Source organism: bacterium (assembly GCA_023150945.1).
Taxonomy (GTDB): Bacteria; Zhuqueibacterota; Zhuqueibacteria; order Zhuqueibacterales; family Zhuqueibacteraceae; genus Coneutiohabitans.
Window position 1 is genome coordinate 94,359 of record JAKLJX010000021.1, and the last position, 25,895, is coordinate 120,253.

Sequence of the window (25,895 nt, forward strand, 5' to 3'; positions counted from 1 at the left end):
CAAACGCGCGAAGCTAGCCGACCAGGCCGGTAAATTTACTGAATAGCTGTCCGTATCCAGCATGGTTTTGATGTATCATAACATATCGGCAGGCCGGGGAAAAGTAGCATTTCGTGAATGGCAACCGGCCTATGACGTTGCCGCGTCAGAGTTCCAGGCGCATCTCGAACTTCTGGCGCAATGGCGCCGGCCGGCACATCTCACCTTCGATGACGGCTACCGCAGCCTGCTGGACTGGGCGGAGAAACTGCAGCAGCTCCGGCTGGCAGCAACCTGCTTCGTCACGACCGCGGCCATCGGACAAGCGGGGATGCTGCACGCGGCAGAGATTCGTGCCCTGGCGCAGGCGGGCATTCACATCGGCAGCCATTCCCATTCTCATCGGTTTTTGGAGGGCCTGACGCCCGCTGCGCTGCATGACGAGATTTTGATGCCCAAGAAAATTCTGGAAGACTTGCTCGGCCGGGAAGTGGTGAGCATGTCCCTGCCTGGCGGCCGCTATGATCGCGCCACTTTGCGCTTTGCGGCTGCCAGCGGCTATCGGCAGATCTTCACCTCGATTCCGGGCCGGCCTCCGAAGAAAAACGCAGCGCTGGCGTTGGTGCCGCGCTGGGTCATCACCGCTGCCACTTCCCGGCAGGAATTCGAAAACATCGTGCGCGGCGAGGGCTGGCACGTGCTCAAACAACGCAGCCGCTATTTCGCGGGTAGATTCGGCAAGCGCTTCCTGGGCAATCACAACTATCACCGCCTCTGGAGCAAGCTGCACCACCTAAAAACCTCATCCCTAGCTGAAAGGGACCAACCATGAAACGACACCTCCTTTTTCTTGTTCTGGTGCTCTCCGCGGCGGCTGCCGGCGCTTTCGCCCAAACTGCCGCCCCGGAAGCGCAAATGGCCGAGCCGTTGAACAAAGCGGCGTATCGCGTCGGGCCGGGCGATGTGCTGCAAATCAGCGCCGGGCCTGCTGCCCTGCGCCAGGAGAGCTTTGCGCGCGCCGAACCTGTCGGCCCGGACGGCCGCATCTCCTTCGATCTCGTCGGCAGTGTGTTCGTCGAAAACAAGACCGCCGACGAAATCGACGCCGAGATGACCCGGCTGCTGAGCGAATACATCATCGATGTGGAAGTGACCGTGGTGATCGCCTCCTATCAAGCCCGGCGAGTGTTCGTGCTCGGCGAAGTGGGCCAGCCGGGGCAATACGTGCTGAGCAAGAACATGTCGATCATGGATGCCCTGACGCTGGCCGGCACGCCCACCGTCCGGGCGAGTCGCGCCAAGATCAAGCTCATTCGCAGCAGCTCGACGGCCAGCAAACCCGCCATCATCAAAGTCGATTTGAACAAGATCACCAAGAAGGGGGAATTGGAGCGCGACCTGGCGCTGGCGGACGGTGACATCATCGTCGTGCCGCCCGATAACCTCTCGAAAGTCGGCTACTTTTTGGACAAAGTGCTGCGGCCGCTGCAACCGCTGTTCTACATCGGCGTGATCACCGGCTTCATCAACTCAGTCTTCTAGCGCGCGGACGCTGCGGCTGCCAAACGGACGGTGGCCGGGATATGAAAGTGCTTTGGCAAACAACATATTCTGGTACCGTCTATGGCTCTGTTCTGGCAAGCCGTGGTCTGGCTGTGCATTGGCATGCTGGGCTACACGTATCTGGGCTACCCCCTGTTGATGTATCTCCTGGCGAAGCTGCGCCGCTTGCGACAGCAGCCCGCGCCGGCGGCCGCGCCGGACACCAATCACCAGGACTGGCCGTTCGTCAGCTTTCTGATTCCGGCGCACAATGAGCAGAGCGTCATCCGGCAAAAGGTCGAGAATACGCTCAATCTCGATTATCCCAAAGACCGTCTGCGCATCACCGTGGTTTCGGACGGCTCGACCGATCAAACCAATGACATGCTCGCCAGCTACGGTGAAAACGAGATTCAATACATTCCCCTGCCCAAACGCCAGGGCAAGACCACGGTGTTGAACCAGACCATTCCCACGCTGCCCGGCGAAATCATCGCGCTCTCCGATGCCTCCGGCCTGCTGCAGCCCGATGCGCTCAAAAAGCTCGTGCGGCATTTCGGCAATCCCCAGGTGGGTTGCGTCTCCGGCGTGTACATGTTCGAGACGGAAGATGACTCTCTGCGCAGCATGACCGAGCGGCTTTACTGGCAGTATGAGACTTTTCTCAAGAAGTATGAAAGCCAGGTCCACTCCGTGATCGGCGCGCACGGCGCGCTTTATGCCTTTCGCCGCGCGCTCTTCCTGCCGCTGGATCAAAAAGCCATCAATGACGATTTCATCGTGCCGATGCAGATCATCCGCCAGGGCTATCGCGTGCTCTACGAGCCGGACGCGGTGGTGATCGAGCGCGAATCCACCAATCTCAACGGCGAATTCCAGCGCCGTATCCGCATCAACGTCGGCAATTTTCAGATGATCTACGTGCTGCGCAGCCTGCTCAACCCGCGGCGCGGCCGCGTGGCTCTGCAGTTCATCTCGCACAAGGTGCTGCGCACCATCAGTCCGGCTTTCATTCTGCTGCTGCCGGTCGCCTGCCTGCTGGCGGAGGCGCCGCTCTACCGCTTCATGCTCGAGTTGCAGGCGGCGTTCTATCTGATCGGCGTGCTCGGCTATTTGCAGGAATTCTTCGGCCTGCGCATCAGCTATCTGTACATGCCGTTCTATTTCCTAATGGGTAACGTGGCTGCGGTTTTCGGCTTCGTGCGCTTCATTTTGAGGAAACAGTCGATCCTGTGGCGGCGGGTGTAGCGCTTCATTGCTCACTCGGCCGGCACCATTTTCGCTCGCGGCCCTCACTCCCATGCTGTGCGCGCGCGGGCAACTGAGGTTGCATTCGTGGTCGATTCCCGGTGCCAGAGAACTCCCCTGGCCGCCGATTTCAGGAGTTCAGCACTTGTTGCGCCGCGCTCGACTGATTTCACCCGCGAATTACCAGGTTGTAATGCCGTACCAGTGCGAGGCAGCTTATGACTTGCTCCGGCGCACCGAATGGCCATGCTTCTCGCCGCCAAAGTCTCTGATTTGATTCTGGTTCCGGTTCCTGCCTGGAAAACCCCTCTGCCCTGCTTTTGTTCTCCGCTCCGGGCATTGTTTTTGCCCAAGATGAGCTAACCGCGGTCGTCTGCCGCTTTGAAAACAAACTTTAACATTTGACCGTTGACATCACAGAAAGAAGTTTGGCTGTGTCTCGCTATCATCACTTTTTCCAGGGGTTGGCGAAAGCGCTCGCGCCCGTGCTGATTGCCGGCGCGCTGGCATGCAAGAGCGACGCCGCTGACGAAAAGCGCAATCAGCCGGCGCCGCAGCAGTCCACGCTGACGCGCTACACGCCGCCGCCCAACAGCCCGCTGGGCCGCAAGGTGCATCCGCGGCTTTACCTCACGGCCGAAGACCTGCCCAAATTGCGGCAGCGCTTGAAAACGGTGCATCGCAGCAGCTTCCAGACGTTCGTGCAGGTGATGGACGCCAACTTCAACGAAGCAATGGAAAAGAAGGAAGGCGGCAGCCTGTTCATTGACATCAAGAACTATGCGTTTCTCTATTTGATCGATCCCGGCCAGTTGCCGGAGTTCACGTTTGGCCACACGCGCGAGCAATACGGCCGCCAGGCAATCGCCCTGGCCATGCTCGCCAAATCCAGCATGCGCGGCGACAAGCATGTCTCTTCGATTCTGCAAAGCCCGGAAGGCGGCTATCACAATCTGGCCCTGGCCGTGGCTTATGATTGGACCTTTCCCCTGCTGACGCCGGAAGAGAAGCGCAGCCTGGCCGAGGGCTTGATCCGGCTCTATGAAATCCGCGACAAGGATGCCAATCCCGGCGCTTATCAGAAACTGTCGAATCAGGTGACCGGCTACATTCATCACGGCAGCGCCGGCGCGCTGGCGTTGTGGGGTGATGATCTCGGCCCGGACTTCAATGCCAAGAGCGACGAGATGCTGCAGTTCTTCAACGCCGTCTTTCTCGAGCGCACGCTGACGTCCGGCGATAAAATCTTTCAAGGGCCGGGCTGGAGTGAAGGCGCGAGCTACTATCTCATGGGGCTGACCAACATCAGCTTTCTCACCGGCGCGGCAGCCAGCGCGCTCGGACAGAACTTGTTTCTGAACACCGAGTTTTTGCGCTACAACGTGCTTTACATTTTTTATAACATTCTGCCGCTCAAGCTGCAGGGCAGCTACTACCTCTCGCGTCACGATACCAACAGTTTGCAAAAAGCGGATGATTTCGGCGGCTTGGCGGCAATTTCCGCGGGCGCGCTTGCCGAGGCCGATCCCCGCATGGCCGGCTTGGCCAAATGGCTGATCACCGCCTCGGGTTTGATTCGTTCGGGCGAGGAAGGCACGCGGCGCGGCGGCTTCAGCGATCCGCGCTTTCATTATCTCTTCTTCAAGTTCATTTGGGACAGCGAAAGCGTGACGCCGCTGCCGCCCCAAGCCCTCAACCTGCCGCTCACCTGCCAGCTCGGCTTGGGCCAGGTGGTGATGAAGTCTTCGTTCGATCCGGAGCAGTCCACGCACCTCGTTTTTTGGGCACCGCAATATTGGTATGCCCCGCACGCCCATCTCGATCTGTCGAGCTTCACCATCTACAAGCACGGCAGTCTCGCGCTCGATTCCGGCAACGGCAAGAACTACAAAGACATGCCGCGCGGCAAAAGCTTCCGCCAGCCGATCTTTCACAACATTCTCGGGCTGTATCATCCCGAGGAAAAAAGCGACACCGGCTTCAACTTCATGAACTTTGGCTTTCGTGAAGACCGCACCGCGGACGACTGGCGCGATGAATCCTTCCAGCCGGGCGGCAACAGCGTGGTGGGCAAGATCGTTGCCCTGGAAAGCGGCAGCGATTTCGATTTCATCGACTACGACTATTCTCCCGCCTACACCAACGCCAAACGCAGCAAGGCGGGATTTGCCAACCGCCGCTTCGTCTATCTGCGCGGGCCGGAGAACCGCGAGTTTGTCATCGTGCACGATCTGGTGAAATCAGGATTGGAAAAGCGCTTCCTGCTGCATACGGCTTTCGAGCCGGCGATTGCGGGCGATGAGATCACCGTGACCAACAACTTCGACGTGGCGCACGGCAAGATGCTGGTGAAATCGCTGTTGCCGGCGCAGAAGGAAATCCTGAAAATCGGCGGGCCCGGCAACTGGTTTGTCGATGCCGACTGGCGGCCGTTGCAATCCCGCGGGCCATATGTCGATTGGGGCGCTTACTGGGTGGGCAGTTACCGGTTCGAGATCCGTTCGCCGGAGAATGAATTCTTAACTGTGATGCAGATCGGCGATTCACGCACGCTGAGCGCCATGGCGCCGGTGGAAAAAATCGAATCCGCCACTTGCTCGGGCGTGCTGGTGGAAGGCCAGCGCCTGGTGCTTTTCAACAAACAGCCCGGCATGCAGAGCAGCGCGAATTTCGAGGTGCAAGCCGCGCGGCCGATCACGCTGATCATCACCGGTGTGACGCCCGACACCCTGCTCAAGATCAAAAAGAACGGCGCGGTCTATCTCAACGTCAAATCCAGCGCCGGTGGCGTGTTGAATTTCAAGGACAATCCCGGTGGGGCCGCGCAATACGAAGTTACGCAGTAGTGCCTCACCGGCGTCATTCGAATGATCCATTTTACTCAGGACTGGAGTAAACCATGTTGAATATCGGAGGCCGTCATTTCTACGGGCCTTATTCCTTCGATGAGTGGGTGCCGCCGGCGGAAGGCGGCATTTATGCGATTCTCACCGGCACCGGGTTGATGATCGACAGTGAAGAGCTGTTGTACCTGGGCCTTTCCCGCAGTTTTGCCGACGGCCGGATCGGACGTTACCACTACGCCTATCGTTCCTGGATTGCGCATTCCGAGCCGAAAGGCAATCTCTACATCGCCCTCCATCCCATGCCCTATGCCAGCGAATTGCAGCTTGCACTTGAGGAAGAAAAGCTGGTGAAACTCTTGAATCCTCTGTGCAATCAACTGCATTCGCCGGTGATGCGGACGCTGTTCCGCTGACCGGCGGGCCCTCGGCGCAGCACACCGCGGGACAACACGCGCGGGCACGCCGTTGCGGCGTTGCGGGCAAGCCCATGCCGAGGCCGCGACTGTCCCGTTCATTTGAATCACGCGAGGAGATGACATGTTTGGGAAGAACAGGAAGTTTTTCCTGCACCTGCCGCTGCGCTTGCGGCCGTGGACCGGCGTTGTTCTCGCCGGCGTCTTGGCAGTGCTGGCGCACACGAGTTTGTGGTCGGCCACGCGCATCGTAAAACCGGGCGAGAGCATCAATGCCAAACTGGCGGGCATGCAGCCGGGCGATACGCTGTTGGTGCGCGGCGGCACCTACAACGAAGCGATTACGCTGCCGGTGAGCGGCACCGCCAGCCAGCGCCTCGTCCTGCGCGGCTATCCCGGCGAGAAGCCGGTGATTGCCACGGCCGGCACGATGCTGAGCGCTAGCAAGTCCTACTGGCTGATCCGCGATTTGGTATTCGATCATCAGGGCGATGCTTCCGATGCCATCAAGATCAGCGGCAGTTTCATCACGCTGCGCAATTGTGAGCTGCGCAACGGCAAGCGCGACGGCATCGAAGGCGGAGGCAGCAGCAGTGACGTGACCATCGAAAACTGCGTGATTCGCGACTTCGTCTGGCAGGCGGGCAGCGATGCCCACGGCATCGTGCTGAATCCCGGCGCCCGGCGCTGGCGCATCCTCAACAACACCATCTACAACTGCGGCGGCGACGGCATTCAACTCTATGCCGATGACAAAACCGAGATCGCCAACTACTCCAAAGACATCACCATTTCCGGCAACCTCTTCTACACCACACTCGGCAGCAACAGCGAAAATGCACTCGACTTCAAGGGCGTTGACGGCTGCGTGGTGGAGGCCAATGAGATGTATGGTTTCGAAAACAAGGCCTGGGTCACGCAGAAGGGCTGCCGCAACATCACTGCCTCGAACAACTTCATTCACGACAGCCAGCGCGGCATGGAATTCCGCGGCGAGGGCGGCAAATCGCAGACGAACATCCGGCTGCTGCGCAACGTGCTGTACAACATCCGGCAGTATTACGCCATCAAGTTTGACGACGTCGCCAACGTCGAGATTCTGCACAACACGCTTTCCAACGTGTCCGCCAGCTCATTTCGCATCGAGGGCAATGGTTTGAGCGGCGCAGTGGTGCGCAACAATCTCATTCACCAAAGCGGCGCGGTTTCAATCGCCGGGCCGTTCTCCGGCCAGGTCGATCACAACGGCTGGTTCAATGCCGAGGCCAAGGATTGGCAGGGCACCGGCGACGTCAGCGGCAGCGATCCGCGCTTCAAGAATGCGGCGCAGGCCAATTTCGAGCTGCAAACCTCGAGTCCCGCGCGCGATGCCGGCATCGACCTCGGCCTGCCGTATGCCGGCGCAAAACCGGATTTGGGCGCGTTTGAGCTGGGCGCGGCCACGCCCGTGGTGTTGATGGCCTTCTCGGTGGAACCCGCGCCGACCGGCGCCCGCCTGCGCTGGCGCACCGCGTCGGAGCAGAATCTGCTCGGGTTCGAGTTGGAGCGCAGAACAAGCTCCGGCGATTACACCAAGCTCGCCTTCATCGCGGCAGCGCATCCGGCCGCTGCAACCGGTGAGTATGAGTTCGTGGATGCCACCGCCGATCGTGGTGAATACGCTTATCGCCTCAAGCAAATCGACCATGACGGCCAGGCGCGCTACTCCGGCGAAGTGACGATCGCCCTGGGCCCGCCGGCGACCTTTGCCTTGCATCAAAACTTCCCAAATCCCTTTGCCGCCACCGCGGGAGCCAGCGGGAAGGAGGCCGGCACACGGATCGCATTTGATCTGAGTGAAACTGCGGAAGTGAATATCTCCATCTACAATCTGCTCGGCCAAAAAGTGAGCACGCTCACCGACACGCTCACGCCCGCCGGCCGGCATCTCCTCGCGTGGGACGGCCGTGGCGACAACGGCGAGGCGATGGCCGCGGGAACGTATCTCTGCCGCATGCTCGTGAGCCAGCGCGGCGTCGTGAAATGGACGGAGGTCCGGCGCATGACCCTGGTGCCGTGAAGCCGAACCGGTTTGCTTTGCTTCACCTGCGCCGCGAGTTTCTTTACTTCACACTCAACAGCCAACTTTGCGAAACCACCATGCCGAACCTATTTCTCGCTGCCTTGCTGGCGATCAGCGCCGCCAGTGTCGCGCTGTATCGCGAAATGGACCGTCCCGCGGACGGCAACGGAGTGTTGGACTCCGTGGCGCTTTGGGTGGCGCCCAATCCGGCGGAAACCATTCTGTTCACCACGGACAAATCCAAGAACACCGTCCTGCAACACAATCCTCTCAAGGGAAAATTTCTGGGGCGCTTGGCCGGCGGCGGCACCGGCGCCGGCCAGTTGAGCTATCCCAACGGCATTGCGGTCGGCTACAGCATTCGCGTCAACAACACTGCCAGTGATGTTCTGTTCGTGGTCGAGCGCGACAACCATCGCGTTTCGATGTTTTCCCTGCCGGCGCAGAAATTCCTGGGGCACTTTGGCGCCAATGATCTGGAGGAGCCGTACGGCATCGCGCTGTATTGGAAGGGCAGCCAGTTGCAGGCGTGGATCACCGAGACCGGCACGGCGCCGGATCGCGTCTACGTTTACAGCATTGCCGCCAGCGGTGAGAGCCTGGCCGGCAAGCTCGATTTCTTTTTCAGCACTGCCGGCGTTTTGGAATCCATCTTGATCGACCCGGTGCACCAGCGCGTCTTGCTCTGCGATGAAGGCGAGGCCAGCGACGTGATGGTTTATGACATGAAGGGGAACCTGCAGCAACGCTTCGGCAAGGGCTTGTTCGTCATCGATCCGGAGGGCATGGTGTTGTATGATTTAGGCGGCGGCAACGGTTATATCATTATCGCAGATCAAAACGCCAGCCCGACTGAGTTTGAAGTGTTCGACCGTCGCACGTTGACTTCACTGGGCAGTTTTTCCGGCGAAACCAAGGGCACCGACGGTACGACCTTGACGCAAGCAGCACTGCCCGGCCTGCCCAGCGGATCATTCTACGCGGTGCACTCCGACAAAGCCGTGCACGTTTATGACTGGGCCAATATCGCCGCAGCGATGAAACTCACCACGCGGGTTGCTTCACCGCGCACCGCGGTCGAAGAGCGCAGCACGGCGGCGCCGTCGCAGGCACAAATTCTGACGAACTATCCCAACCCCTTCAATCCCGCCACCACGCTCTGCTATCGCGTCGAGACATTTGCGCCGGTGCGGCTCGAGGTTTATGACGCGCAAGGCCGGCAGGTCGCGCGCCTGGTCAACGCCACCCAACCGCCGGGCGAGTATCGCGCCGTCTGGAATGGCCGCGATGCCGCGGGCCGAGTCGTTGCCTCAGGCGCCTACTTCGCGCGATTGACCGTCGGCAATGCCGTGCAGCATCAGGCCATGCTGCTGCAAAAGTGACAGCTTGAGCAATCGCTTGCAATTCCCGCCGGGATTCTTATATTTTCGCTGACCAATCCTCCTGCCAACCCGGAGGCTGAATCATAATCGGAATTGCAACCTCACTATTGCATGACTTTTCGACGCGTACTGCTGGCCTTGTCCCTCTGCGCCGTCCCGCAAGCCGCCCTGCCACAAGCCGCCGTTCAACTCCATTGGACGCCAAACCTGGAAAGCGATCTGTGTTGCTACCTCGTTTGTCGCGACACCATCCCCGGCACCGCCAACGCCTTCGCTTGGGTGGCGAAGTCGGATTCCAGCTTCGCAGATCTCAATGTGATTCCGGGAAAAGTCTACTATTACAGATTGATCGCGGTGGATGATCGCGGCAATCAGAGTGAGCCTTCGGCGGAAGTGCGGGCGATCGCCAGTCCGCGTTCACGGCGTACCTTCGAACTGGCCCCGAATTACCCCAACCCCTTTCGCTTTTCTACTGCGATCGTCTTCTTTCTGCCACAGCCGGCGCGGGTCGAGCTTGCCATCTTCAATCTGCTCGGCCAGCGCGTTCGCACATTGCTCGAGGAAAACAGGAACAGCGGCAATCATCGTGTGTATTGGAATGGACGAGATGATGCCGGCCAGCCGGTGGCGGGCGGAGTGTACTACTATCGCCTGCGGGCGGGAAATGTCAGCCAGGCGGGAAAGGCGCTGTTCTGGCGCTGAGGCCAACAGCCATCGGGATGAGAGCAAATTCTCGCTGGGGCGCGGCCGGCCGGCCGGCGCTCAAATGCTCAAACCGCGCATTAAGTCAACCGTGCCCCGCAACGTGGTGGGATCAATCCGCACGTTGATGCACGCGGCCACGCCGGCGGAAAATGCCCGCCGCAGCGCCGGCACCACGTCTTCGGGTTTTTCCACCCACTCACCGTACCCTCCCAGCGCCTCCACCACTTTCTCATAATGCGTCTCGGCGAGATCCGTGGCAACCGAGGCTTGCTCCCCCAATAAGGCCACCTGCGGATTGCGAATTTGTCCCCATCCGGCATCATTGCCGATGAGCGAGACAATCGGCAGATGGTGGCGAATGGCGGTGTCGAATTCCATGCCGTTGAGGCCGAAGCTGCCGTCGCCGTGCAGGATGAGCACTTTGTGATCGGGCTTTGCCAGCTTCGCGGCCAGTGCAAACGAGGGTCCGACGCCGAGGCAGCCGAAAGGCCCGGGGTCCATCCAATTTCCCGGCTGCAGCACCGGCACCACGCGCGAGGCGCACGCCACAAAATCGCCGCCATCGCCCACCACGATGGTATTTTCATCCACGGCCTTCACCACTTCGGCGAGCAGGCGATAGTGATTCATCGGCAGCGCCTCGCTTTGCATCATCTTTTCGAGGCCCGCTTGCTCGCTTTGCTCGACGTGCCGCAGGTGATCGAACCACTCCTGCCGCAGCGCCACCAGGTGAATGGCCTCGGTCAACTGCTGCAGCACAATGTCGAGACTGCCGGCCAAGCCGACGTCATGCGGCCGGTTTTGGCCGAAAAGCGCGTCAGTTTTGTCGATCAAGACAACTTTAGCTTTGGGATTGAACCTGCCGTAGCCCAGGCGGAAGTCGAGCGGCGTGCCGATCACGACGATGGCATCCGCTTTTTTGAAGGCCTCTTTGCGGGCATGTTGGAAGAACAGCGGGTGTGTGGGCGCGAGGCAGCCGCGCGCCAGTCCGTTGAGGAAAACCGGCGCATTGAGCTTGCCGGCGAATTTTTCGAGGTATTCCTGCGCCTCATCCCACCAGAGATTGCTGCCGCCGAGGATCACCGGCGCATGCGCACCGTTGAGCAAACTCGCGGCGATCATGATGCCGTCGCTGCCCGCGGCGGCCGGCTCGGAGCTGAACAGGGCATGCGAACGCTGCAGGTCTTCCGGTTTCACCGGCGCGAGCAAAACATCCACCGGCAGTTCGAGATAAACCGGGCCGGGCAGTCCGGCGAACGCCTGGCGCACGGCCGCCGCGACGTATTCGCCGACGCGCTCGGGATCGGTCACGCGGCGCGCCCATTTGGTGATGGGCTTGAACAGCTCGAGCTGATTCATCTCCTGCAGGGCGCCGCGATCCGACTCTTTCACCGGCGCCGCGCCGGCCAGCACGAGCACCGGACTGTTGGCGAAGAAGGCATTGGCCACTCCGGTGATGGCATCGGTGGCGCCCGGTCCGGCAGTGACCACTGCCACGCCGAGCGTGCGCGTTTGCCTGGCCCAGCCATCCGCGGCATGCGCCGCCGCCTGCTCATGGCGCGTGTCGATCACGCGAATGCCCAGCTTGGCGGCTGCGAGATAGATCGGGGCAATGTGGCCGCCGCACAGGGTGAAGAGATTTTTGACGCCAGCCTGCTTGAGAACTTGGGCGACCAGCACGCCCGCATTGAGAGGAGACATGAGAGGCTCCGGGAAAGAGGTTTTCACCGCCCTGCCGCTCGGGCCGGTTGCAGCAGCTCGTTCAGGATCTTCCCCAACATCGGCAACCGGCAACCAAGTAAGGGACAACTGCGAATGAGCAGAGATTAGTGCGAATGGAAAACAAGCACACTCATTGACTTCTGTCGACGTTCAAAGATCTTACTGCCGCAGAAATGAATCCGGCACTGCCAATTCTGCCTGGTCAAATTCACCTGCGAAACACGAGACACACCAATGATTCTTTCGTGTCTTTCGTGTGTTTCGCGTACTTTTTGTTCCAAGACCAAATGTGTCCTTGCAAAACCACTACGGCGATGACAACTAATCAAATTTTCCCAAAGAAGCAAGACGGGAAATGGTGCAGGGAAAGAGGGTTGGTGCAAGGCGGGACACAGCGCCGGGGCGTTGAACACTCCGCCGCCACGGCACTGGCGGAGAGAGGAATGGCTACAGCTTGTACTTGTGAATCTTGTATCGCATGGTGCGCAGGCTGATGCCCAAGCGCTTGGCGGCTTCGGATTTGTTGCCGCCGGCACGGCGAATCGCATCCTCCAGCACCAGCTTCTCCGCGGCCTCCATCTTCTCGCGGTAGGTTTGCCCGCTGGCAATGAAGGAATTGGCGGCGGCATACGGCCGGGCGCGCATGCTGACGGTGAAAGGCAGATGCTCCGGCAAAATCGTGTCGCCCTCGCCCAACACGATGCTGTTCTCGATGGCATTCTCCAGCTCGCGCACGTTGCCGGGCCAGTGATAGTTCAGACACATCTGCAGCGCCTCCTCCGACATGCCGGTGACCGCCTTGTGATTGGCGGCGCTGTATTGCTTGATGAAATGATCGATCAGCAGCGGCACGTCTTCCAGGCGCTCGCGCAGCGGCGGCAGGAAGACCGGAATGACATTCAGCCGGTAATACAAATCCTCACGAAACTGATTGTTCAGGATCGCCTGTTCGAGATCGCGGTTGGTGGCGGTGATGACGCGCACATCGACGTGAATCGACTCGGTGCTGCCGAGGTGGCTGATCTCCTTTTCCTGCAGCAGGCGCAACAGCTTGGTTTGCACGCTGGCGGAGATGTCGCCGATCTCATCGAGAAAGATGGTGCCGCCGTTCGCCAATTCCACCCGCCCCAGCTTGCGCGCGGTGGCGCCGGTGAAGGCGCCGCGCTCATACCCGAACAGCTCGCTTTCCAGCAGCGTTTCCGGAAAGGCACTGCAACTGATCTCCACCAGCGGCGCGGCGGCGCGCGGGCTGTTGTAGTGAATGGCGCGCGCCACCAACTCCTTGCCGGTGCCGCTCTCGCCGCGAATCAAAATGGTGGCCTGGCTCTGGGCAACTTTGGCGATGGTGCGAAAGACCTGCTGCATCGCCGGGCTTTTGCCGATGATGCCTTCGTAGCGGTACTGCTGATGCAGACGGTCACGCAGTTCCTCGTTCTCCTGGCGCAGCCGCTGCTCCTCCTCGGCCTTCTTGAGAATGACGAACAGCTCATCGAGATTGAGCGGCTTGGTCAAATACTCGTACACGCCGCGTTTCATCGCCTCCACCGCGTCCTTCACCGAGCTGAACGCCGTCATCACGATCGTCTTCATTTCGGGATGAAGCGCGCGGCTGCTCTCGAACAACTGCATGCCGTCGATTTCCGTCATTTTCAAATCGGTCAGCAAGATGTCGAACTGCTCGCGCTCCAGGCTGCGCATGGCCTTGCGGCCGCTTTCCACGCCGGTGACTTCGTGGCCCTCCTGCGCGAGAATTTGCACCAAACCCGAGAGCGCGTTGCGATCGTCTTCTGCAATGAGAATGCGCGCCATGATTCAACCTTGTCTGCTGCTGCTGTCATGATAGGCGTGCTGCATCGCCGCCAGGCCTGCACCCCACTCGAACCGCCAGCCCGCCCCGGCCAGGGCCATCTCCAGAGCCGCCATCAGGCCGATCTGGTCGAGATGGTCGTAATCACCCATGTGCGTGACGCGAAAGATCCTGCCTTTGAGCTGCCCCTGCCCGCCGGCCACCGTGACGCCATACTCCTCCCGCAACCGGCTCACCAGCGCCTTGCCCTCCACGCCAGAGGGGACAGTCACGGCGGTCAAAGCGTTCGACGGAACTTTGGGGAAGATTGCGAGACCCAGGGCCTGCACGCCGGCGCGGAACGACGCGGCCAAACGCGCATAGTGATTCCAATAATACTCGAGCGAATTCGCCTGAATGCGGCGCAACGATTCGGCCAGGCTCATGATCGTGGTGACGGCCGGTGTCCACGAAGTCCCGTGCTCCTGCGCGGCTTGACGCGCCGCGGTGAAATCAAAATAGAAACGCGGCAGCGTGCTGCGGCTGTGCGTTTGCCAGGCCCGCTCGCTGAGCGCGACAAAAGCCAGGCCGGGCGGTGCCATCGCGCCCTTTTGCGAGCCGGAGACACAGGCGTCGATCTGCCATTCATCAAAATGGAAGGGCAGCACGCCGACCGAGGTGACGCCATCGACCACGAGCAAGGCTTGCGAGTGCCGGCGCACGATTTCCGCAACGCGCTGGAGGTCGGTGAGGCTGCCGGTCGAAGTTTCACTGTGCGTGCAAAAGACGCCGCTCAAGTGGCGTGTCGTCTTGATGAGGTTTTCCAGGGCAGTGTAATCGACGGGCTGGCCCCACGGCACTTCCAGCAAGATCACCTGCAAGCCATAGGCCCGGCCCAGTTCCGCCCAGCGTTCACCAAACTTGCCGCCGGCCAACACCAGCACGGTTTCGCCGGCGCTGAACAGGTTGCACACGCAAGCTTCCATGCCGCCGGTGCCGGAGGCGGTGAGCACGATCACTTCCTGTTTGGTTTGAAAGAAATATCGCAGGCTGGCCTGCACTTCTTGAAAGAGCTTTTTAAACGCCGGGCCGCGATGGTAGGGAAACATGGTGCTGGCGGCGAGGCGCACAGCCTCGGGAATTTGTGTGGGACCGGGAGTGAAAAGTCGGGAGCGCATGGGCGAATTCGATTGAAAGGGTCCAGGGAGCCGGTGTGCTGTTCTGCAGAGGGCCGGGCAGGCATGAAGCCTCGGCACAATTGCACCGGCGGCTTGGGTTACAGTATCTGCTCGATTGCCTGCCACAATTCGTTACGGCCGAGATTCGTCAACGAGGAGTACATCACCACCTGCTGCACCGCCAACGGCGCGAGGGCGGCCACCATCTCCCGCTGCTGAACGGCGCGCTGATTGTTCGAAAGTTTGTCGGCTTTGGTTGCGGCGACGATCACCGGCACTTGCAGTGCCACCAGCCACGCGAGCAACTCCCGGTCGCTGGCGAGCGCGCCGTGCCGGCTGTCGATGATGGCCACGGCCGCGCGCAGCGTGCGCGCCTGCTTGAAATAGCCTTCAATCAAGCGGCGCCAGCTTTCGCGTTCGGTTTGCGAGACTTTGGCGTAACCGTAGCCGGGCAAATCGACGAAACAAAAAGGCTTCGGCTTTGTTCCCGTGGGTATCAGGCGATAGAAATTGAGCTGGCGCGTTTTGCCGGGCGTGCTGCTGGTGTGCGCGAGATGCTTGCGGCCCACCAGCGAATTGAGCAGGCTCGATTTTCCCACATTCGACCGGCCGCAGAAGGCAATCTCCGGCAAACCCTCACGGGGAAATTGCGCCGGCTGAGCAGCGCTGATGATGAACTCCGCGGCAGCTATTTTCATGGGAACCGTTTGAGCAACAGGGAAAGTTGCCTGCCGCGAAAGAACCTCCCGTACGATCAACTGCGGGCAGGCGGCTGCGGCGCGCGGCCCTCTCCGCGGTCAGGCGGTGCGAACGAGGCCGGGTAGTGGGACTTCAATTAATCACGACGGTTTGCGCGGGCACCGCTTTGCGGCGCTTCTTGAGCCTCGCAGGCGCGGCCTTGCTGGTTTCTTTGGCGCCGGCCGGGTCGCTGGGCTCCTTTTCACACAAGACGATCTTCAGCACCTCCGCCACATGCTTGACGGTGGTGACGTCGATGCCCTTGCGCAGCGGCGCGGGCAACTCTTTCAAGTCCTTGGCGTTTTCCTGCGGAATGATCACGCGCTTGATGCCGAGGCGCTGGGCCGCGAGCATCTTCTCATTCAGTCCTCCGATTGCGAGCACGCCGCCGCGCAGCGTGATTTCACCGGTGAGCGCAATGTCCCGGCGCACCGGCCGGCCGGTGAGCGCCGAAACCAGCGCCGCCACCAGCGTGATGCCGGCCGAAGGCCCGTCTTTGGGAATCGAGCCTTCGGGAATGTGAATGTGAATATCGAGTTCCTTCCAAAAATCGCCCTCGATTTCGAGCTGGGCGGCGTTGGTGCGGATGAAGGACAGCGCCGCGCGCGCGCTTTCTTTCATGATATCGCCGAGCTTGCCGGTCAGGGAAAGATTGCCCTTGCCGGGCATCAGGCTCACTTCGATGTCGAGCACGTCGCCGCCGTAGCGCGTCCACGCCAAACCGGTGGCGGTGCCGAGGGCGCGCTGCTCGGTGAGCGGCCGCTGCGGATACTTGGGAACGCCGAGATCCGCTTCGAGAGCGCGCGGCGTGATTTCGCGGCGTTTCAGCTCGCCTTTGGTGGTTATGGCATAGGCGGTCTTGCGGCAAACCGAAGCCAGCTCGCGCTCGAGGTTGCGCACGCCGGCCTCGCGGGTGTATTCGCGGATGATCTTGAGAATGGCGGCATCCGAAAAGCGGAGCTGCTCGGCGGTGAGGCCGTGTTCGCGCAGCAATTTGGGCAGCAGGAAACCTTTCGCGATTTCCAGCTTGTCATGTTCCAGATAGCCCGGCAGGTCGATCAATTCCATGCGGTCGAGCAGCGGCTCGGGAATCTGGCTGCGCACGTTGGCGGTGGTGATGAACAGCACCTGGCTGAGATCGTAATCCACCTCGAGATAATGATCGTTGAAGGCCTTGTTCTGCTCGGGGTCGAGCACTTCCAGCAGCGCGGAGGCCGGATCGCCGTGAAAATCGTAGGTCAACTTGTCGATTTCATCGAGCAGAAAAACCGGGTTGATCGACTTGGCGCGCTTCATGCTTTGAATGATGCGGCCCGGCATCGAGCCGATGTAGGTGCGGCGATGGCCGCGGATTTCCGCTTCGTCACGCACGCCGCCGAGCGACATGCGCACAAAGTTCCGTCCCATCGCCCGCGCGATGGATTTGGCCAGGGAGGTTTTGCCCACGCCCGGCGGCCCCACCAGGCAGAGAATCGGGCCTTTCATCTTGTGCACCAGCTTCAGCACCGCGAGATGCTCGAGAATCCGCTTTTTGGGATTCTCCAGGCCGTGATGGTCTTCATCGAGAATCTTGCGGGCATGGGGAATGTCGAGCAGATCCTCGGTGCGTGTGCTCCACGGCAGCGCGACCAGCCAGTCGATGTAGTTGCGGATGACCGTGGCTTCCGGCGAGAGCGGCGCGGTGTTGCGCAGGCGGTCAAGCTCTTCGTTGGCTTTTTCCTCGGCCTCCTTGGGCAGGCCGGATTTCTTCACCTTCTCGCGCAGCGCGGCAATGTCGTTGTCGGCCTCGGCTTCATCGCCCAACTCTTCCTGAATGGCGCGCATTTGTTCCTGCAGCCAGTAGTTGCGCTGGCTGCGCTGCATGCGGCCGCGCACTTTGTCTTCCAGGTCGCGCTCGGCGTCGAGGATGTCCTTTTCATGCTCGAGCAATTCCGCCAAATGCATGAGGGCATCATAGGCAGTGGGCATTTCCAGAATCTGCTGCTTGATGCGGGATTCACGCTGCAGATGGGCGGCGACAAAATCCGCGAGATGCTGCGCGCCTTCGATGTCTTCCATGCCCAGCAGCACCTCTTCAGGAATGGCGCGGTGCAGGCGGACATAGTCGCGGAACAGGCTGCTGACGCGCCGCATGGCCGCGCGCAGCGCGACGGTGTCTTCGCCGGCCTCCTCGACCGGCTCCACGCGCGCCTCGAGATGATCCTCCGTCTGCAGAAAACGGGTGATGCGCGCCTTGGTCACGCCCTCGACCAGGACTTTCACCAGGCCATTCGGCAGCCGCAGCAACTGCAAGATGCGGCCCACCACGCCGGTGCGGTACAAGTCCTCCTTGCCGGGCTCTTCCAGCGACATGTCCTTCTGCGCGGTCACCAGCAGGAGTTTGTGCAGCAGCATGGCCTCCTGCACGGCGCGCAGCGAGGACTCGCGGCCGATCAACAGGGGAAACAGCATGTGCGGGAAAAAGACGACTTCTTTCAGCGGCAGGACAGGCAGGCGATGAAAGGCTTCAACCGGGATATTGTCACGCTGATCTTTTTGCATGGGCAATCGGGATTCCCCCGTTTCGAGGCGCGTCACGCGCTCTTCTTCATTTTCTCATAGGTGTAGAGCGGAGGCTTGCCTTCGACAATACACTCCTTGGTAATGGTGCAGGTCTTCACTTCCGGCATGCCGGGGATTTTGTACATCACGTCCAGCATGGTTTCTTCCATGACCGACCGCAGGCCGCGCGCACCGGTGCCGCGCTTGACGGCGCGCTGCACGATGGCGCGCAACGCCTCCTCTTCAAACTCCAGCGTCACACCGTCCATGTGCAACAGCCGGCGATACTGCTTGGTCAGGGCGTTCTTCGGCTTGACCAAAATCTCCATCAGCGCGGCTTCATTGAGCTCGGTGAGCGCGGCGATCACCGGCAAGCGGCCGATCAACTCGGGAATCAAACCGAACTTCAGCAAGTCCTCGGGCTCGACTTTCATGAACAGCTCGCCGATGGACTTTTCCGCCTGGCTCTTGGGATCGGAACCGAAGCCGATTTCCTTCTTGCCGATGCGGCGCGCGATGATCTTGTCCAGGTTCTCAAAAGCGCCGCCGCAGATGAAGAGTATGTTGCGGGTGTTGATGTTGATGAGGTTTTGTTCCGGGTGCTTGCGGCCGCCCTTGGGCGGCACGGCCGCCACCGTGCCTTCCAACAGCTTGAGCAGGGCCTGCTGCACGCCCTCGCCCGACACGTCGCGGGTGATGCTGGGATTGCCGTCCTTGCGCGAGATCTTGTCGATTTCGTCGACGTAGACGATGCCCTTTTCGGCGCGTTCGAGATCGTAGTCAGCGGCTTGCAGCAGTCGCACCAGAATGTTCTCCACGTCTTCACCGACGTAACCGGCTTCGGTGAGGGTGGTGGCATCCGCGATGGTGAAGGGCACCTGCAAAAAGCGCGCGAGCGTCTGCGCCAGCAGGGTCTTGCCGGTGCCGGTCGGCCCGACCAGCAAGATGTTGCTCTTCTCGAGCTCGACGTCTTCCAGGTTGGCCGGCGTTTCGATGCGCTTGTAGTGATTGTAGACCGCCACCGCGAGCGACATTTTGGCGCGATCCTGCCCAATGACGTAGTCATCCAGCTCGCGCTTGATCTCCTCGGGCGTGGGAATGCGGCCGTAGAACGGCACGGCGCGGCGCTGCATGTCATCGCGAATGATCTCGCTGGCGTTGCGCACGCATTCGTTGCAGATGTAAACGTCAGGACCGGTGACGATGCAATCCACCTGGTTTGAGTTTTTCCCGCAGAAGGAGCAGATGAACAGCCGGTCGCGTTTGCCGAAGTCCGCCATGTTTGCCTACTTTCTCTTGGTGATGCCTTTGCGCGTCATGATTTCGTCGATGAGGCCGTACTGGGCGGCTTCTTCGGCGGACATGAAGTAATCACGGTCGGAATCTTTTTCGATGCGGGTCAGGTCCTGACCGGTGTGATCGGCGAGAATCTTGTTGATGCGCTCGCGCGTCTTGAGAATCTCAGTGGCCTGAATGGCGATATCCGCGGCCTGGCCCTGGAAGCCGCCCCAGGGCTGGTGAATCATAATGCGGGCGTGCGGCAGGGCGAAGCGTTTGCCTTTGGTGCCGGCGGTGAGCAGCACGGCGCCCATGCTGGCGGCCAGCCCCATGCAGATGGTGTTGACCGCCGGTTTGATGTATTGCATGGTGTCGTAGATCGCCAATCCAGCGGACACGCTGCCGCCCGGGCTGTTGATGTAAATATAGATGTCCTTTTCCGGATCATCGGCTTCCAAAAAGAGCAATTGCGCGATCGTCAGGCTCGCGACGGTATCGTCGATGGCGGTGCCGAGAAAAACGATACGCTCCTTCAACAAACGGGAAAAAATGTCGAATGCGCGCTCGCCGCGCCCCGTTTGTTCGACCACCATTGGAACCAGTCCCATAACTCTGTCCTTTCGTCGAATGATTTGCCTGGTTAAACGGTAACGATCCTGGACTTATTCCGATCTTTGTAGAGCACGCGGCGCTGCTCGATTTTCATTTTGCCCGCCAGAAAGGCGAGCACTTTGTGGTTCTCGAGCTGGTCACGCAAATCTTCGCGCGTTTTTTCATCGTTGAGCGTCTTGTTGATCAGCCGTTGCGGGTCTTCATTGCGCGCCGCCGCCAGGGCGGTCAGGTGCGCACGCATCTCGTCTTCATTGACGAGGAGATGCTCAACTTCCGCCACCTGCTCGCGGAGATAACGCCATTTCAAATACCGAATCGTGCGCTTGCGCGCCTCTTCGCGCAGGTCTTCTTCCTTGAGGCCTTGCACGTTTTTGAAGGTCTCCTGCAGGTTTTCAAAATAGGCATTGGCATAGGCCGCCAGCATGCCGTCCGGCAATTCCAGCGGGTTGTGCTTGAGCACTTCTTCGATAATGGCGTCGTTCAGCTCTTCGCGGCTGCGCTGTTCCGCCTGCGCGCGCAGGTCTGCGCCGACGGCCTGGCGCAAGGCCGCCAGCGTCTCATAATTGCCGATCGTGCGCGCCAACTCATCATCAAGCTCGGGCAGCTTCACTTCCGCCACTTCCTTGACTTCGACGCGATAGTACTTTTCCTGGGGCTTGCCCTCGGCGTCCGGCGTCGTGATTCGCACCATGCGCATTTCGTCCGGCTTCACGCCAATCAGTTGCGGGGTGAAATCATCGTCAGAAGCGTCCGGTTCCGCGATGCGAAAGCGCTGGTCTTTGTGATGCCGGCCGATCAACGGCACGCCGCCGGCATCGGTCACCTGAATATCGACCGTGACCAAATGGCCCGGCTGCGCCCCGCTCTCGACGCTCTCCAGCCAACTGTGCTGTTCCCGCAGCCGGCCGAGTACTTCCTCGACGTCTTCGACAGTGACTTCATAAACGGCCTGATCAAGAGTAAAACCGCTGTAGCTCTTCAACTCGGCCACCGGTTCGACTTCGACGGTGGCGCGCAGCTTGAGACCGTCATTCTCATCAATTTTCACTTCGTCGAGCTGCGCCGGGCCGACGGTGCGCAAACGGTGTTGCTCGCGAACCTCGGCAAGCAGGTTGGGCACCAACTCTTCGATGGCTTTGCGCCTGGCTTCATCGCTGAACAACTTTTCGACCAGGTGCATCGGCACTTTGCCGGGGCGAAAGCCGTCCAGCCGGGCCTGTTTTTGGAAAACTCGCAGTGTCTTCTCGACATGCGGTTTGAGTTCGGTGGAGGTGAGACTGATTTCCAGATGGCGTTTCCACTTGTCGCCGTTCGAAATTTGAACATCCAAGGCCGGCTCCTCACATCAGTGTGTCTATAGTTGAAAATGCCCCGCGATCACCTTGATCTTGGGGTCTGAGAGTGCCAGAGAAGGGACTCGAACCCATACGCCTTGCGGCACCAGATCCTAAATCTGGCGTGTCTGCCAATTTCACCACTCTGGCGTTTTCTCAAAGCGGCAAAAATATAGCGAATCACCCGCCGAAATGCAAGATTAGAGTTCGGCCACGCACGCCCCGCAGCGAGGCTGTGACGGCGCTCCATTCTTGCGCGCGCAACGGATCGGCAAAATTTGCGGCGGTCCCCGGTAAAACTAAAATCCCCTCCCCCACGGAGTAAAACCGGGAAGAGGGGATCGCCTGCATGATCTTCTTCGTGCTTGCGGCTGGTAACCTGTGCGCCGCCCGCCACACGCTCGCCTCGAGCCTGCGGGGTTGCCCGAAAAAGAGTATAGAGGGAGGAGGAGTTTGCTACTGTTCCAATTGCGCGAATTTCGCGAGGTAATGAAAATCACCGTACCGCAGGGTGATGGGGCGATGCGGATCAAACCAGGCCGGCAGCAGCACCACGCCCTGGTGCACGTCGCCGTCAGCCACGTTGCCGCCGAAGACACCGTTCTCTTCCAGCGGCATGACGTCCGCGCTGTGCGGGCCTGTCACCGGCGTCCATTGCCGGCCGTTCTGCTCGAAGCGCAACTGCGCCGGATCAAAGCTCACCATGCGGCTCGGCAGCGTCGAGACCGAAAACACCAGCGGCGTCACTTTCTGCCCGACAATCTCACGCACGGCTTTCGCCAATTCTGCCTGATAAGCCACCAGCATCGAAAGCTGGATGCGATTGCTGTCATTGTCACGCACGAAAAACGACGTGATCTTGTCGGCCTGCAATTCCGCGAGCGGCGTGCGCTCCGGGCGCGGAGCGGTGGGGGCGGCCGCCGCCGGTTGCTCTGCCGGCACGGCCGCGCCTGCGGGAACTGCATTCGTCACCAAGGCGGCGGAAGAGAGCTCTCCTTCCGCCTGCTGTGCGCGCGCGGGAGAATTCATTTGTCCGAAAACGAGTGCAGCGCCAATGAGCGCGAGCTGAAACGGCTTGATGTTGCTCATGGTAACCTCCTTGAGACAATGGCAACGCCCGAGTAATGGCGGGTGAGTTCAAGAGCAGGCACTCACGCACGCAGCAAGAAAGGGACTGCATGCAACTTTGCTGCTGTTCGCCTACCCTGGCCGCCGCTTCACCCATTCTCTCCTGCGAGTGGGACGGCAGGTTGCGCGGGCAGGCCGGCGTGCTGTGACTTGCTGCCTCTTGCCAGAGCAACTGATATGCCAGGTTCAGAGGCTGTCAAAGCGCACAATTTTGCTTCTGTTTATCAAGACATTAAACTTGGTGTTTGCTGCACTTGACATGTACGATTGCACGCGCGGCCGTGTGCCAAACTGGACAACGTATCATGCCGAAACGAATACAGCCGTAATGAATCAATGCAATCTCGCGGTGGGACGAAACCAGTGGCTTGCTGCGATCAGAAAGCTGCGGGAAGGTGGGGCGTCAACTTGCGCGTCCGCGTTTCTACAAAACAGAATGGGCGCCTCGCCTCCCGCAAGTCGCAACGAGGCGAGCCGCCCATCCGCACGGCGGGCGAAGGTACGATGCAACGGCACAATTCAGAAGGACTCGCCGATGATCAGCTTCTCCAACTCGTTGGTCTTTTGCTTGTAAGCTTTGGCGGGCGGCACGACCACGGCCAGCACCACGGACTGTTCGAAGGCGCGGAAGAAACGAAACACGATGCGGCGGTGATTGTCGCCCTCGATCGCGACTTCGCGCAACCGGGAAATTCCGCCGAGGGTGGCGGCCATGCGGCTCACCTCCTGCAAGGTGATCGCCATCTCGGCAATGCGATCAGCGTCCGTCGCCGGCCCTGCCGGGCTGATCGCCTGCGCAATCGGCAGCCCTTCCTCGCTGAACAGCAGCGCGGCTTCATAATTCCCCAGCGTCACGATGCTGGCCATTTTTTGTTCGATCGAAAACTGCGGCGCTTTCGCTGCCGGGCTCTCGATTTCCGGAGTATCGGTCAGGGGGAGGGTATCATTATCAGGATACATGGTGGCCTCATTCCTTTCAATTGCCGGTGGCAAGGGTTAGACGATGCTCTTCCTGAGAAGGCAGTGGCGGAAGCGAACGGAGAACGCAGGCGGGCCGCAGCCGCCGGCGCACTGGCCTCAGATCACTTTCTGCGTGTGACTGACCACACCCTGAATCGCCAGCTTGAGAGTTTCCAGCACGCCCTGGCCGCGCGCGGCCACGGCCTCGATTGCCGGCACACGATGAAAATTCAATTTGGCATTCAGCTCGGCCAACGACAGGGCGCGCGGCAAATCCCGTTTGTTGTATTGCAGCACCCAGGGAAACTCTTCGAGCGTCATGCTGTCTTCGATGAGGTTCTGTTCGAGATCCATGAGCGAATCGAGGTTTTCCGTCATGCGGTCGGGCTGGGAATCGGCGACGAACACGATGCCGTCGACGCCGCGCAGGATGATCTTGCGGCTGTAGGCATAGTAGACCTGGCCGGGAATGGTATAGAGGTTGAACTTGGGCTTCATGCCCTTGATGCGCCCCACTTCGAGCTGCAGAAAGTCGAAATAGAGCGTGCGCTCCTCCCGCGTCTTCAGGGTGATCAGCTCGCCGCGCAGGGAGGGATCGATCTTGTGGTAGATGTACTCGAGATTGGTGGTCTTGCCGCTCAGGCCGGGGCCGTAATAAACAATCTTGAGATTGATTTCTTGAAATGCCCAATTGACGAACATAACCTTCCTGTGTTTTGGCGCGCGGTGGTGCGTTACAGATTGAAAGACTTGTCCAATTCCTTGCCGAGCAACAGGCCGAACTCGACGTCGAGCACTTCGGTGGTCTTTTTTTCCGCCTCCTGCGCCTGGACGAGCACCTGTTTCAAGGCTTCGACGGCTTTGTTGGCGAAGATGCGCACCAAGCCGAGCGCCACCGTCTTTTCGAAGATGATGGCGAGCAGGAAGTTGAAGCCGACGTTGCAGAGGTAGATGTTGCGGCGCTCACCTTCCTGAAAGATGAATTTGAAGCCCTCTTTTTCGCCGATCACCTTGGCCATCTCGCGCATGGCGGAGAAGTCGCCGGCGGTGAGCGCGGCAAACCCGCCCAAATCCAGGGTGACGTTCTTGCCGTGATGGGTGATGGGATTGCCGTTCAGATCGGAGAAGAGCGCGAACTCGGCGCGCGTGCTGACGATGAGATCGCGTAAAATCTCGCTGACTTTGTTAAAGGTTGCCGTCGACAACATGAACGGCGTCGAGGTACGTTCTGCAAGCTGCATGCCCTGGTCCTTTAGTTGATCTTTGAATATCCTGGTTTGAACTTACGTGTTCAACTTTCTATAGAATCTGCTTCACTCCTCCAAAACCGTGTAGTGGATGGTGATTTTTGACGCGAACTCGTGCGGGAAAGTCACTTGATTTTCCCGCAGAGTCTTTTCGCCTCTCGCGCGATGCGACACCAGCAACAGCCCGTGATTCGGCACCCCCTGATGCAACCAAGATCTCACGAGTTGCGTGATATCGAATTCAACGCGATTAATCCCGGTGCGGTTCTGGCGTATCCGTGCGGTAACGGGATTGAAATTGTAGTTCAACCCCGCCAATGCTGCGGATTTATTTTCCCCCGCCGCGAGTATTTCAAGCGCGCCGAAGTCGAACTCTGCCGCTGTTTTCACCTGCGCCTCCAGCTCCAAAACTGCGTAGTCGATGTTTATCTGTTCTGTGGGAACACGGTCAAGATCCGGCAGCTTGAATTCCGCGTGCAATTGAAATTCACCATCACGCAGGGGTTGACGGGAAATTTCCATCTCATCGACGACAACTTGCTGCGCTGTGACTGTTTGTGTGAATGCAAGCAAGAAAAGAGCAAGCGCGGTATTCAACCAACGAAACAAAATCTTCATTGTCAAGTTCCCTTTTTGTAAAATCCTGAACGTCATTTTCACCGCAGCAACAACAGTCGATGCGTTTGCGCAAAACTCTCGTTGCTTTCCAGATTGCGGCCGGCCAGGCGATAGAAGTAAATACCCGATCCCACCACTGCGCCCGCATCGTTGCGTGCGTCCCACGTCACTTCCGGCCATCCCGGTTCATATGTTTGTTGCCTGATCAAGTGCCGGATGATCCTGCCATTCATATCGTAAATGGTCAATGAAATCACCGCGCGCGCCGGCAGCGCAAATCGTATGCGCGTCGAAGGATTGAAAGGGTTGGGATAATTCTGCTGCAAGGTAAAACTAGCGGGCAAAGGCTGATCACTCTCCTCTTCAGAAACTACAGGTTTCCCGGTGTCGCCGCCCGGGCCGGCATTGGCATTGTGGCTGGTTTGCACCGAGGCCGCGTTCACCAGCCCGCTGAGATTTTGGCTGTTCCAATATTGCCCGGTGGCCGTCAGCGTGTTGCTGTCCTGGTTCGAAATATCCAGGCCGCCGTTGTTGTAGAAGTTGTTCCACGTGGAGGCCATGAAGCTGTTACCCGCA

At 59.8% G+C, this 25,895-nt stretch carries 22 protein-coding genes and 1 tRNA gene; 8 read left to right on the plus strand and 15 right to left on the minus strand.

Translation table 11 applies throughout. From position 1 onward, the window contains the following. Positions 1-70 precede the first annotated feature (70 nt). The 8 genes from L6R21_22215 to L6R21_22250 all read left to right on the plus strand — a co-directional run bounded on the left by L6R21_22215 (position 71) and on the right by L6R21_22250 (position 10,174). Complete coding sequence (locus tag L6R21_22215; protein ID MCK6561923.1) at positions 71-811, plus strand: polysaccharide deacetylase family protein; 741 nt, start codon at positions 71-73, stop codon at positions 809-811. Next, positions 808-1,521, plus strand: a complete 714-nt coding sequence (locus tag L6R21_22220; GenBank protein MCK6561924.1) for a polysaccharide export protein — start codon at positions 808-810, stop codon at positions 1,519-1,521. The genes L6R21_22215 and L6R21_22220 overlap by 4 nt, the downstream gene beginning before the upstream one ends. Positions 1,522-1,602: 81 nt before the next feature. After that, the gene (locus tag L6R21_22225; GenBank protein ID MCK6561925.1) at positions 1,603-2,769 is read left to right on the plus strand and encodes a glycosyltransferase family 2 protein; all 1,167 of its coding nucleotides are present in this window, start codon (positions 1,603-1,605) and stop codon (positions 2,767-2,769) included. A gap of 434 nt (positions 2,770-3,203) precedes the next feature. Further along, on the plus strand, positions 3,204-5,615 hold the full coding sequence (locus L6R21_22230; GenBank protein ID MCK6561926.1) for a hypothetical protein: 2,412 nt from the start codon (positions 3,204-3,206) through the stop codon (positions 5,613-5,615). 53 nt (positions 5,616-5,668) lie between these two features. Beyond that, positions 5,669-6,028, plus strand: coding sequence for a hypothetical protein (locus L6R21_22235; protein MCK6561927.1), 360 nt, complete (start codon positions 5,669-5,671; stop codon positions 6,026-6,028). 124 nt (positions 6,029-6,152) lie between these two features. Continuing rightward, entirely contained in the window at positions 6,153-8,087 is a 1,935-nt protein-coding gene (locus L6R21_22240; protein ID MCK6561928.1) for a right-handed parallel beta-helix repeat-containing protein, read from the plus strand. Between the two features lie 80 nt (positions 8,088-8,167). Beyond that, a complete protein-coding gene (locus tag L6R21_22245) occupies positions 8,168-9,472 on the plus strand; it encodes a phytase (protein ID MCK6561929.1) in 1,305 nt (434 codons plus the stop codon). 111 nt (positions 9,473-9,583) lie between these two features. Continuing rightward, positions 9,584-10,174 (plus strand): T9SS type A sorting domain-containing protein, encoded by a 591-nt coding sequence (locus L6R21_22250; GenBank protein ID MCK6561930.1) that lies wholly within the window; start codon positions 9,584-9,586, stop codon positions 10,172-10,174. A 60-nt stretch (positions 10,175-10,234) separates the two neighbouring features. Here the strand turns inward: L6R21_22250 and L6R21_22255 are convergent, their stop codons facing one another. The 15 genes from L6R21_22255 to L6R21_22325 all read right to left on the minus strand — a co-directional run. Next, complete coding sequence (locus L6R21_22255) at positions 10,235-11,878, minus strand: thiamine pyrophosphate-dependent enzyme (GenBank protein ID MCK6561931.1); 1,644 nt, start codon at positions 11,876-11,878, stop codon at positions 10,235-10,237. A gap of 468 nt (positions 11,879-12,346) precedes the next feature. After that, complete coding sequence (locus tag L6R21_22260) at positions 12,347-13,708, minus strand: sigma-54 dependent transcriptional regulator (protein MCK6561932.1); 1,362 nt, start codon at positions 13,706-13,708, stop codon at positions 12,347-12,349. A 3-nt stretch (positions 13,709-13,711) separates the two neighbouring features. Next, positions 13,712-14,863 (minus strand): alanine--glyoxylate aminotransferase family protein, encoded by a 1,152-nt coding sequence (locus L6R21_22265; protein MCK6561933.1) that lies wholly within the window; start codon positions 14,861-14,863, stop codon positions 13,712-13,714. A gap of 98 nt (positions 14,864-14,961) precedes the next feature. After that, entirely contained in the window at positions 14,962-15,561 is a 600-nt protein-coding gene (gene yihA / locus L6R21_22270) for a ribosome biogenesis GTP-binding protein YihA/YsxC (protein ID MCK6561934.1), read from the minus strand. Between the two features lie 133 nt (positions 15,562-15,694). Next, on the minus strand, positions 15,695-18,142 hold the full coding sequence (lon, locus tag L6R21_22275) for an endopeptidase La (GenBank protein ID MCK6561935.1): 2,448 nt from the start codon (positions 18,140-18,142) through the stop codon (positions 15,695-15,697). Between the two features lie 32 nt (positions 18,143-18,174). Further along, on the minus strand, positions 18,175-19,422 hold the full coding sequence (gene clpX / locus L6R21_22280; GenBank protein MCK6561936.1) for an ATP-dependent Clp protease ATP-binding subunit ClpX: 1,248 nt from the start codon (positions 19,420-19,422) through the stop codon (positions 18,175-18,177). 6 nt (positions 19,423-19,428) lie between these two features. After that, complete coding sequence (clpP, locus tag L6R21_22285) at positions 19,429-20,022, minus strand: ATP-dependent Clp endopeptidase proteolytic subunit ClpP (protein MCK6561937.1); 594 nt, start codon at positions 20,020-20,022, stop codon at positions 19,429-19,431. Between the two features lie 38 nt (positions 20,023-20,060). Beyond that, the gene (gene tig / locus L6R21_22290) at positions 20,061-21,362 is read right to left on the minus strand and encodes a trigger factor (GenBank protein MCK6561938.1); all 1,302 of its coding nucleotides are present in this window, start codon (positions 21,360-21,362) and stop codon (positions 20,061-20,063) included. A gap of 72 nt (positions 21,363-21,434) precedes the next feature. Then, positions 21,435-21,516 (minus strand) — tRNA-Leu (locus tag L6R21_22295). Between the two features lie 306 nt (positions 21,517-21,822). Next, positions 21,823-22,455: a hypothetical protein gene (locus L6R21_22300; GenBank protein ID MCK6561939.1), complete on the minus strand. Its 633-nt coding sequence runs from the start codon at positions 22,453-22,455 to the stop codon at positions 21,823-21,825. A 558-nt stretch (positions 22,456-23,013) separates the two neighbouring features. Next, complete coding sequence (locus L6R21_22305) at positions 23,014-23,454, minus strand: roadblock/LC7 domain-containing protein (protein ID MCK6561940.1); 441 nt, start codon at positions 23,452-23,454, stop codon at positions 23,014-23,016. 117 nt (positions 23,455-23,571) lie between these two features. Continuing rightward, positions 23,572-24,156 carry an ADP-ribosylation factor-like protein gene (locus L6R21_22310; GenBank protein MCK6561941.1) on the minus strand — a complete coding sequence of 195 codons (585 nt, stop codon included), beginning with the start codon at positions 24,154-24,156 and terminating at the stop codon, positions 23,572-23,574. A 32-nt stretch (positions 24,157-24,188) separates the two neighbouring features. Next, positions 24,189-24,695: a roadblock/LC7 domain-containing protein gene (locus L6R21_22315; protein MCK6561942.1), complete on the minus strand. Its 507-nt coding sequence runs from the start codon at positions 24,693-24,695 to the stop codon at positions 24,189-24,191. A gap of 72 nt (positions 24,696-24,767) precedes the next feature. Continuing rightward, positions 24,768-25,319: a hypothetical protein gene (locus tag L6R21_22320; protein MCK6561943.1), complete on the minus strand. Its 552-nt coding sequence runs from the start codon at positions 25,317-25,319 to the stop codon at positions 24,768-24,770. 38 nt (positions 25,320-25,357) lie between these two features. After that, positions 25,358-25,895 (minus strand): T9SS type A sorting domain-containing protein (locus L6R21_22325; GenBank protein ID MCK6561944.1); only part of this gene is annotated, 538 nt, incomplete at its 5' end.

Coding starts and splice junctions, on each gene's coding strand:
- L6R21_22215 (MCK6561923.1), top strand. CDS start 71: ATGTATCATAACATATCGGCAGGCCGGGGAAAAGTAGCATTTCGTGAA.
- L6R21_22220 (MCK6561924.1), top strand. CDS start 808: ATGAAACGACACCTCCTTTTTCTTGTTCTGGTGCTCTCCGCGGCGGCT.
- L6R21_22225 (MCK6561925.1), top strand. CDS start 1,603: ATGGCTCTGTTCTGGCAAGCCGTGGTCTGGCTGTGCATTGGCATGCTG.
- L6R21_22235 (MCK6561927.1), top strand. CDS start 5,669: ATGTTGAATATCGGAGGCCGTCATTTCTACGGGCCTTATTCCTTCGAT.
- L6R21_22240 (MCK6561928.1), top strand. CDS start 6,153: ATGTTTGGGAAGAACAGGAAGTTTTTCCTGCACCTGCCGCTGCGCTTG.
- L6R21_22245 (MCK6561929.1), top strand. CDS start 8,168: ATGCCGAACCTATTTCTCGCTGCCTTGCTGGCGATCAGCGCCGCCAGT.
- L6R21_22250 (MCK6561930.1), top strand. CDS start 9,584: ATGACTTTTCGACGCGTACTGCTGGCCTTGTCCCTCTGCGCCGTCCCG.
- L6R21_22255 (MCK6561931.1), bottom strand. CDS start 11,878: ATGTCTCCTCTCAATGCGGGCGTGCTGGTCGCCCAAGTTCTCAAGCAG.
- L6R21_22260 (MCK6561932.1), bottom strand. CDS start 13,708: ATGGCGCGCATTCTCATTGCAGAAGACGATCGCAACGCGCTCTCGGGT.
- L6R21_22265 (MCK6561933.1), bottom strand. CDS start 14,863: ATGCGCTCCCGACTTTTCACTCCCGGTCCCACACAAATTCCCGAGGCT.
- yihA (MCK6561934.1), bottom strand. CDS start 15,561: ATGAAAATAGCTGCCGCGGAGTTCATCATCAGCGCTGCTCAGCCGGCG.
- lon (MCK6561935.1), bottom strand. CDS start 18,142: ATGCAAAAAGATCAGCGTGACAATATCCCGGTTGAAGCCTTTCATCGC.
- clpX (MCK6561936.1), bottom strand. CDS start 19,422: ATGGCGGACTTCGGCAAACGCGACCGGCTGTTCATCTGCTCCTTCTGC.
- L6R21_22300 (MCK6561939.1), bottom strand. CDS start 22,455: ATGAGCAACATCAAGCCGTTTCAGCTCGCGCTCATTGGCGCTGCACTC.
- L6R21_22305 (MCK6561940.1), bottom strand. CDS start 23,454: ATGTATCCTGATAATGATACCCTCCCCCTGACCGATACTCCGGAAATC.
- L6R21_22310 (MCK6561941.1), bottom strand. CDS start 24,156: ATGTTCGTCAATTGGGCATTTCAAGAAATCAATCTCAAGATTGTTTAT.
- L6R21_22315 (MCK6561942.1), bottom strand. CDS start 24,695: ATGCAGCTTGCAGAACGTACCTCGACGCCGTTCATGTTGTCGACGGCA.
- L6R21_22320 (MCK6561943.1), bottom strand. CDS start 25,319: ATGAAGATTTTGTTTCGTTGGTTGAATACCGCGCTTGCTCTTTTCTTG.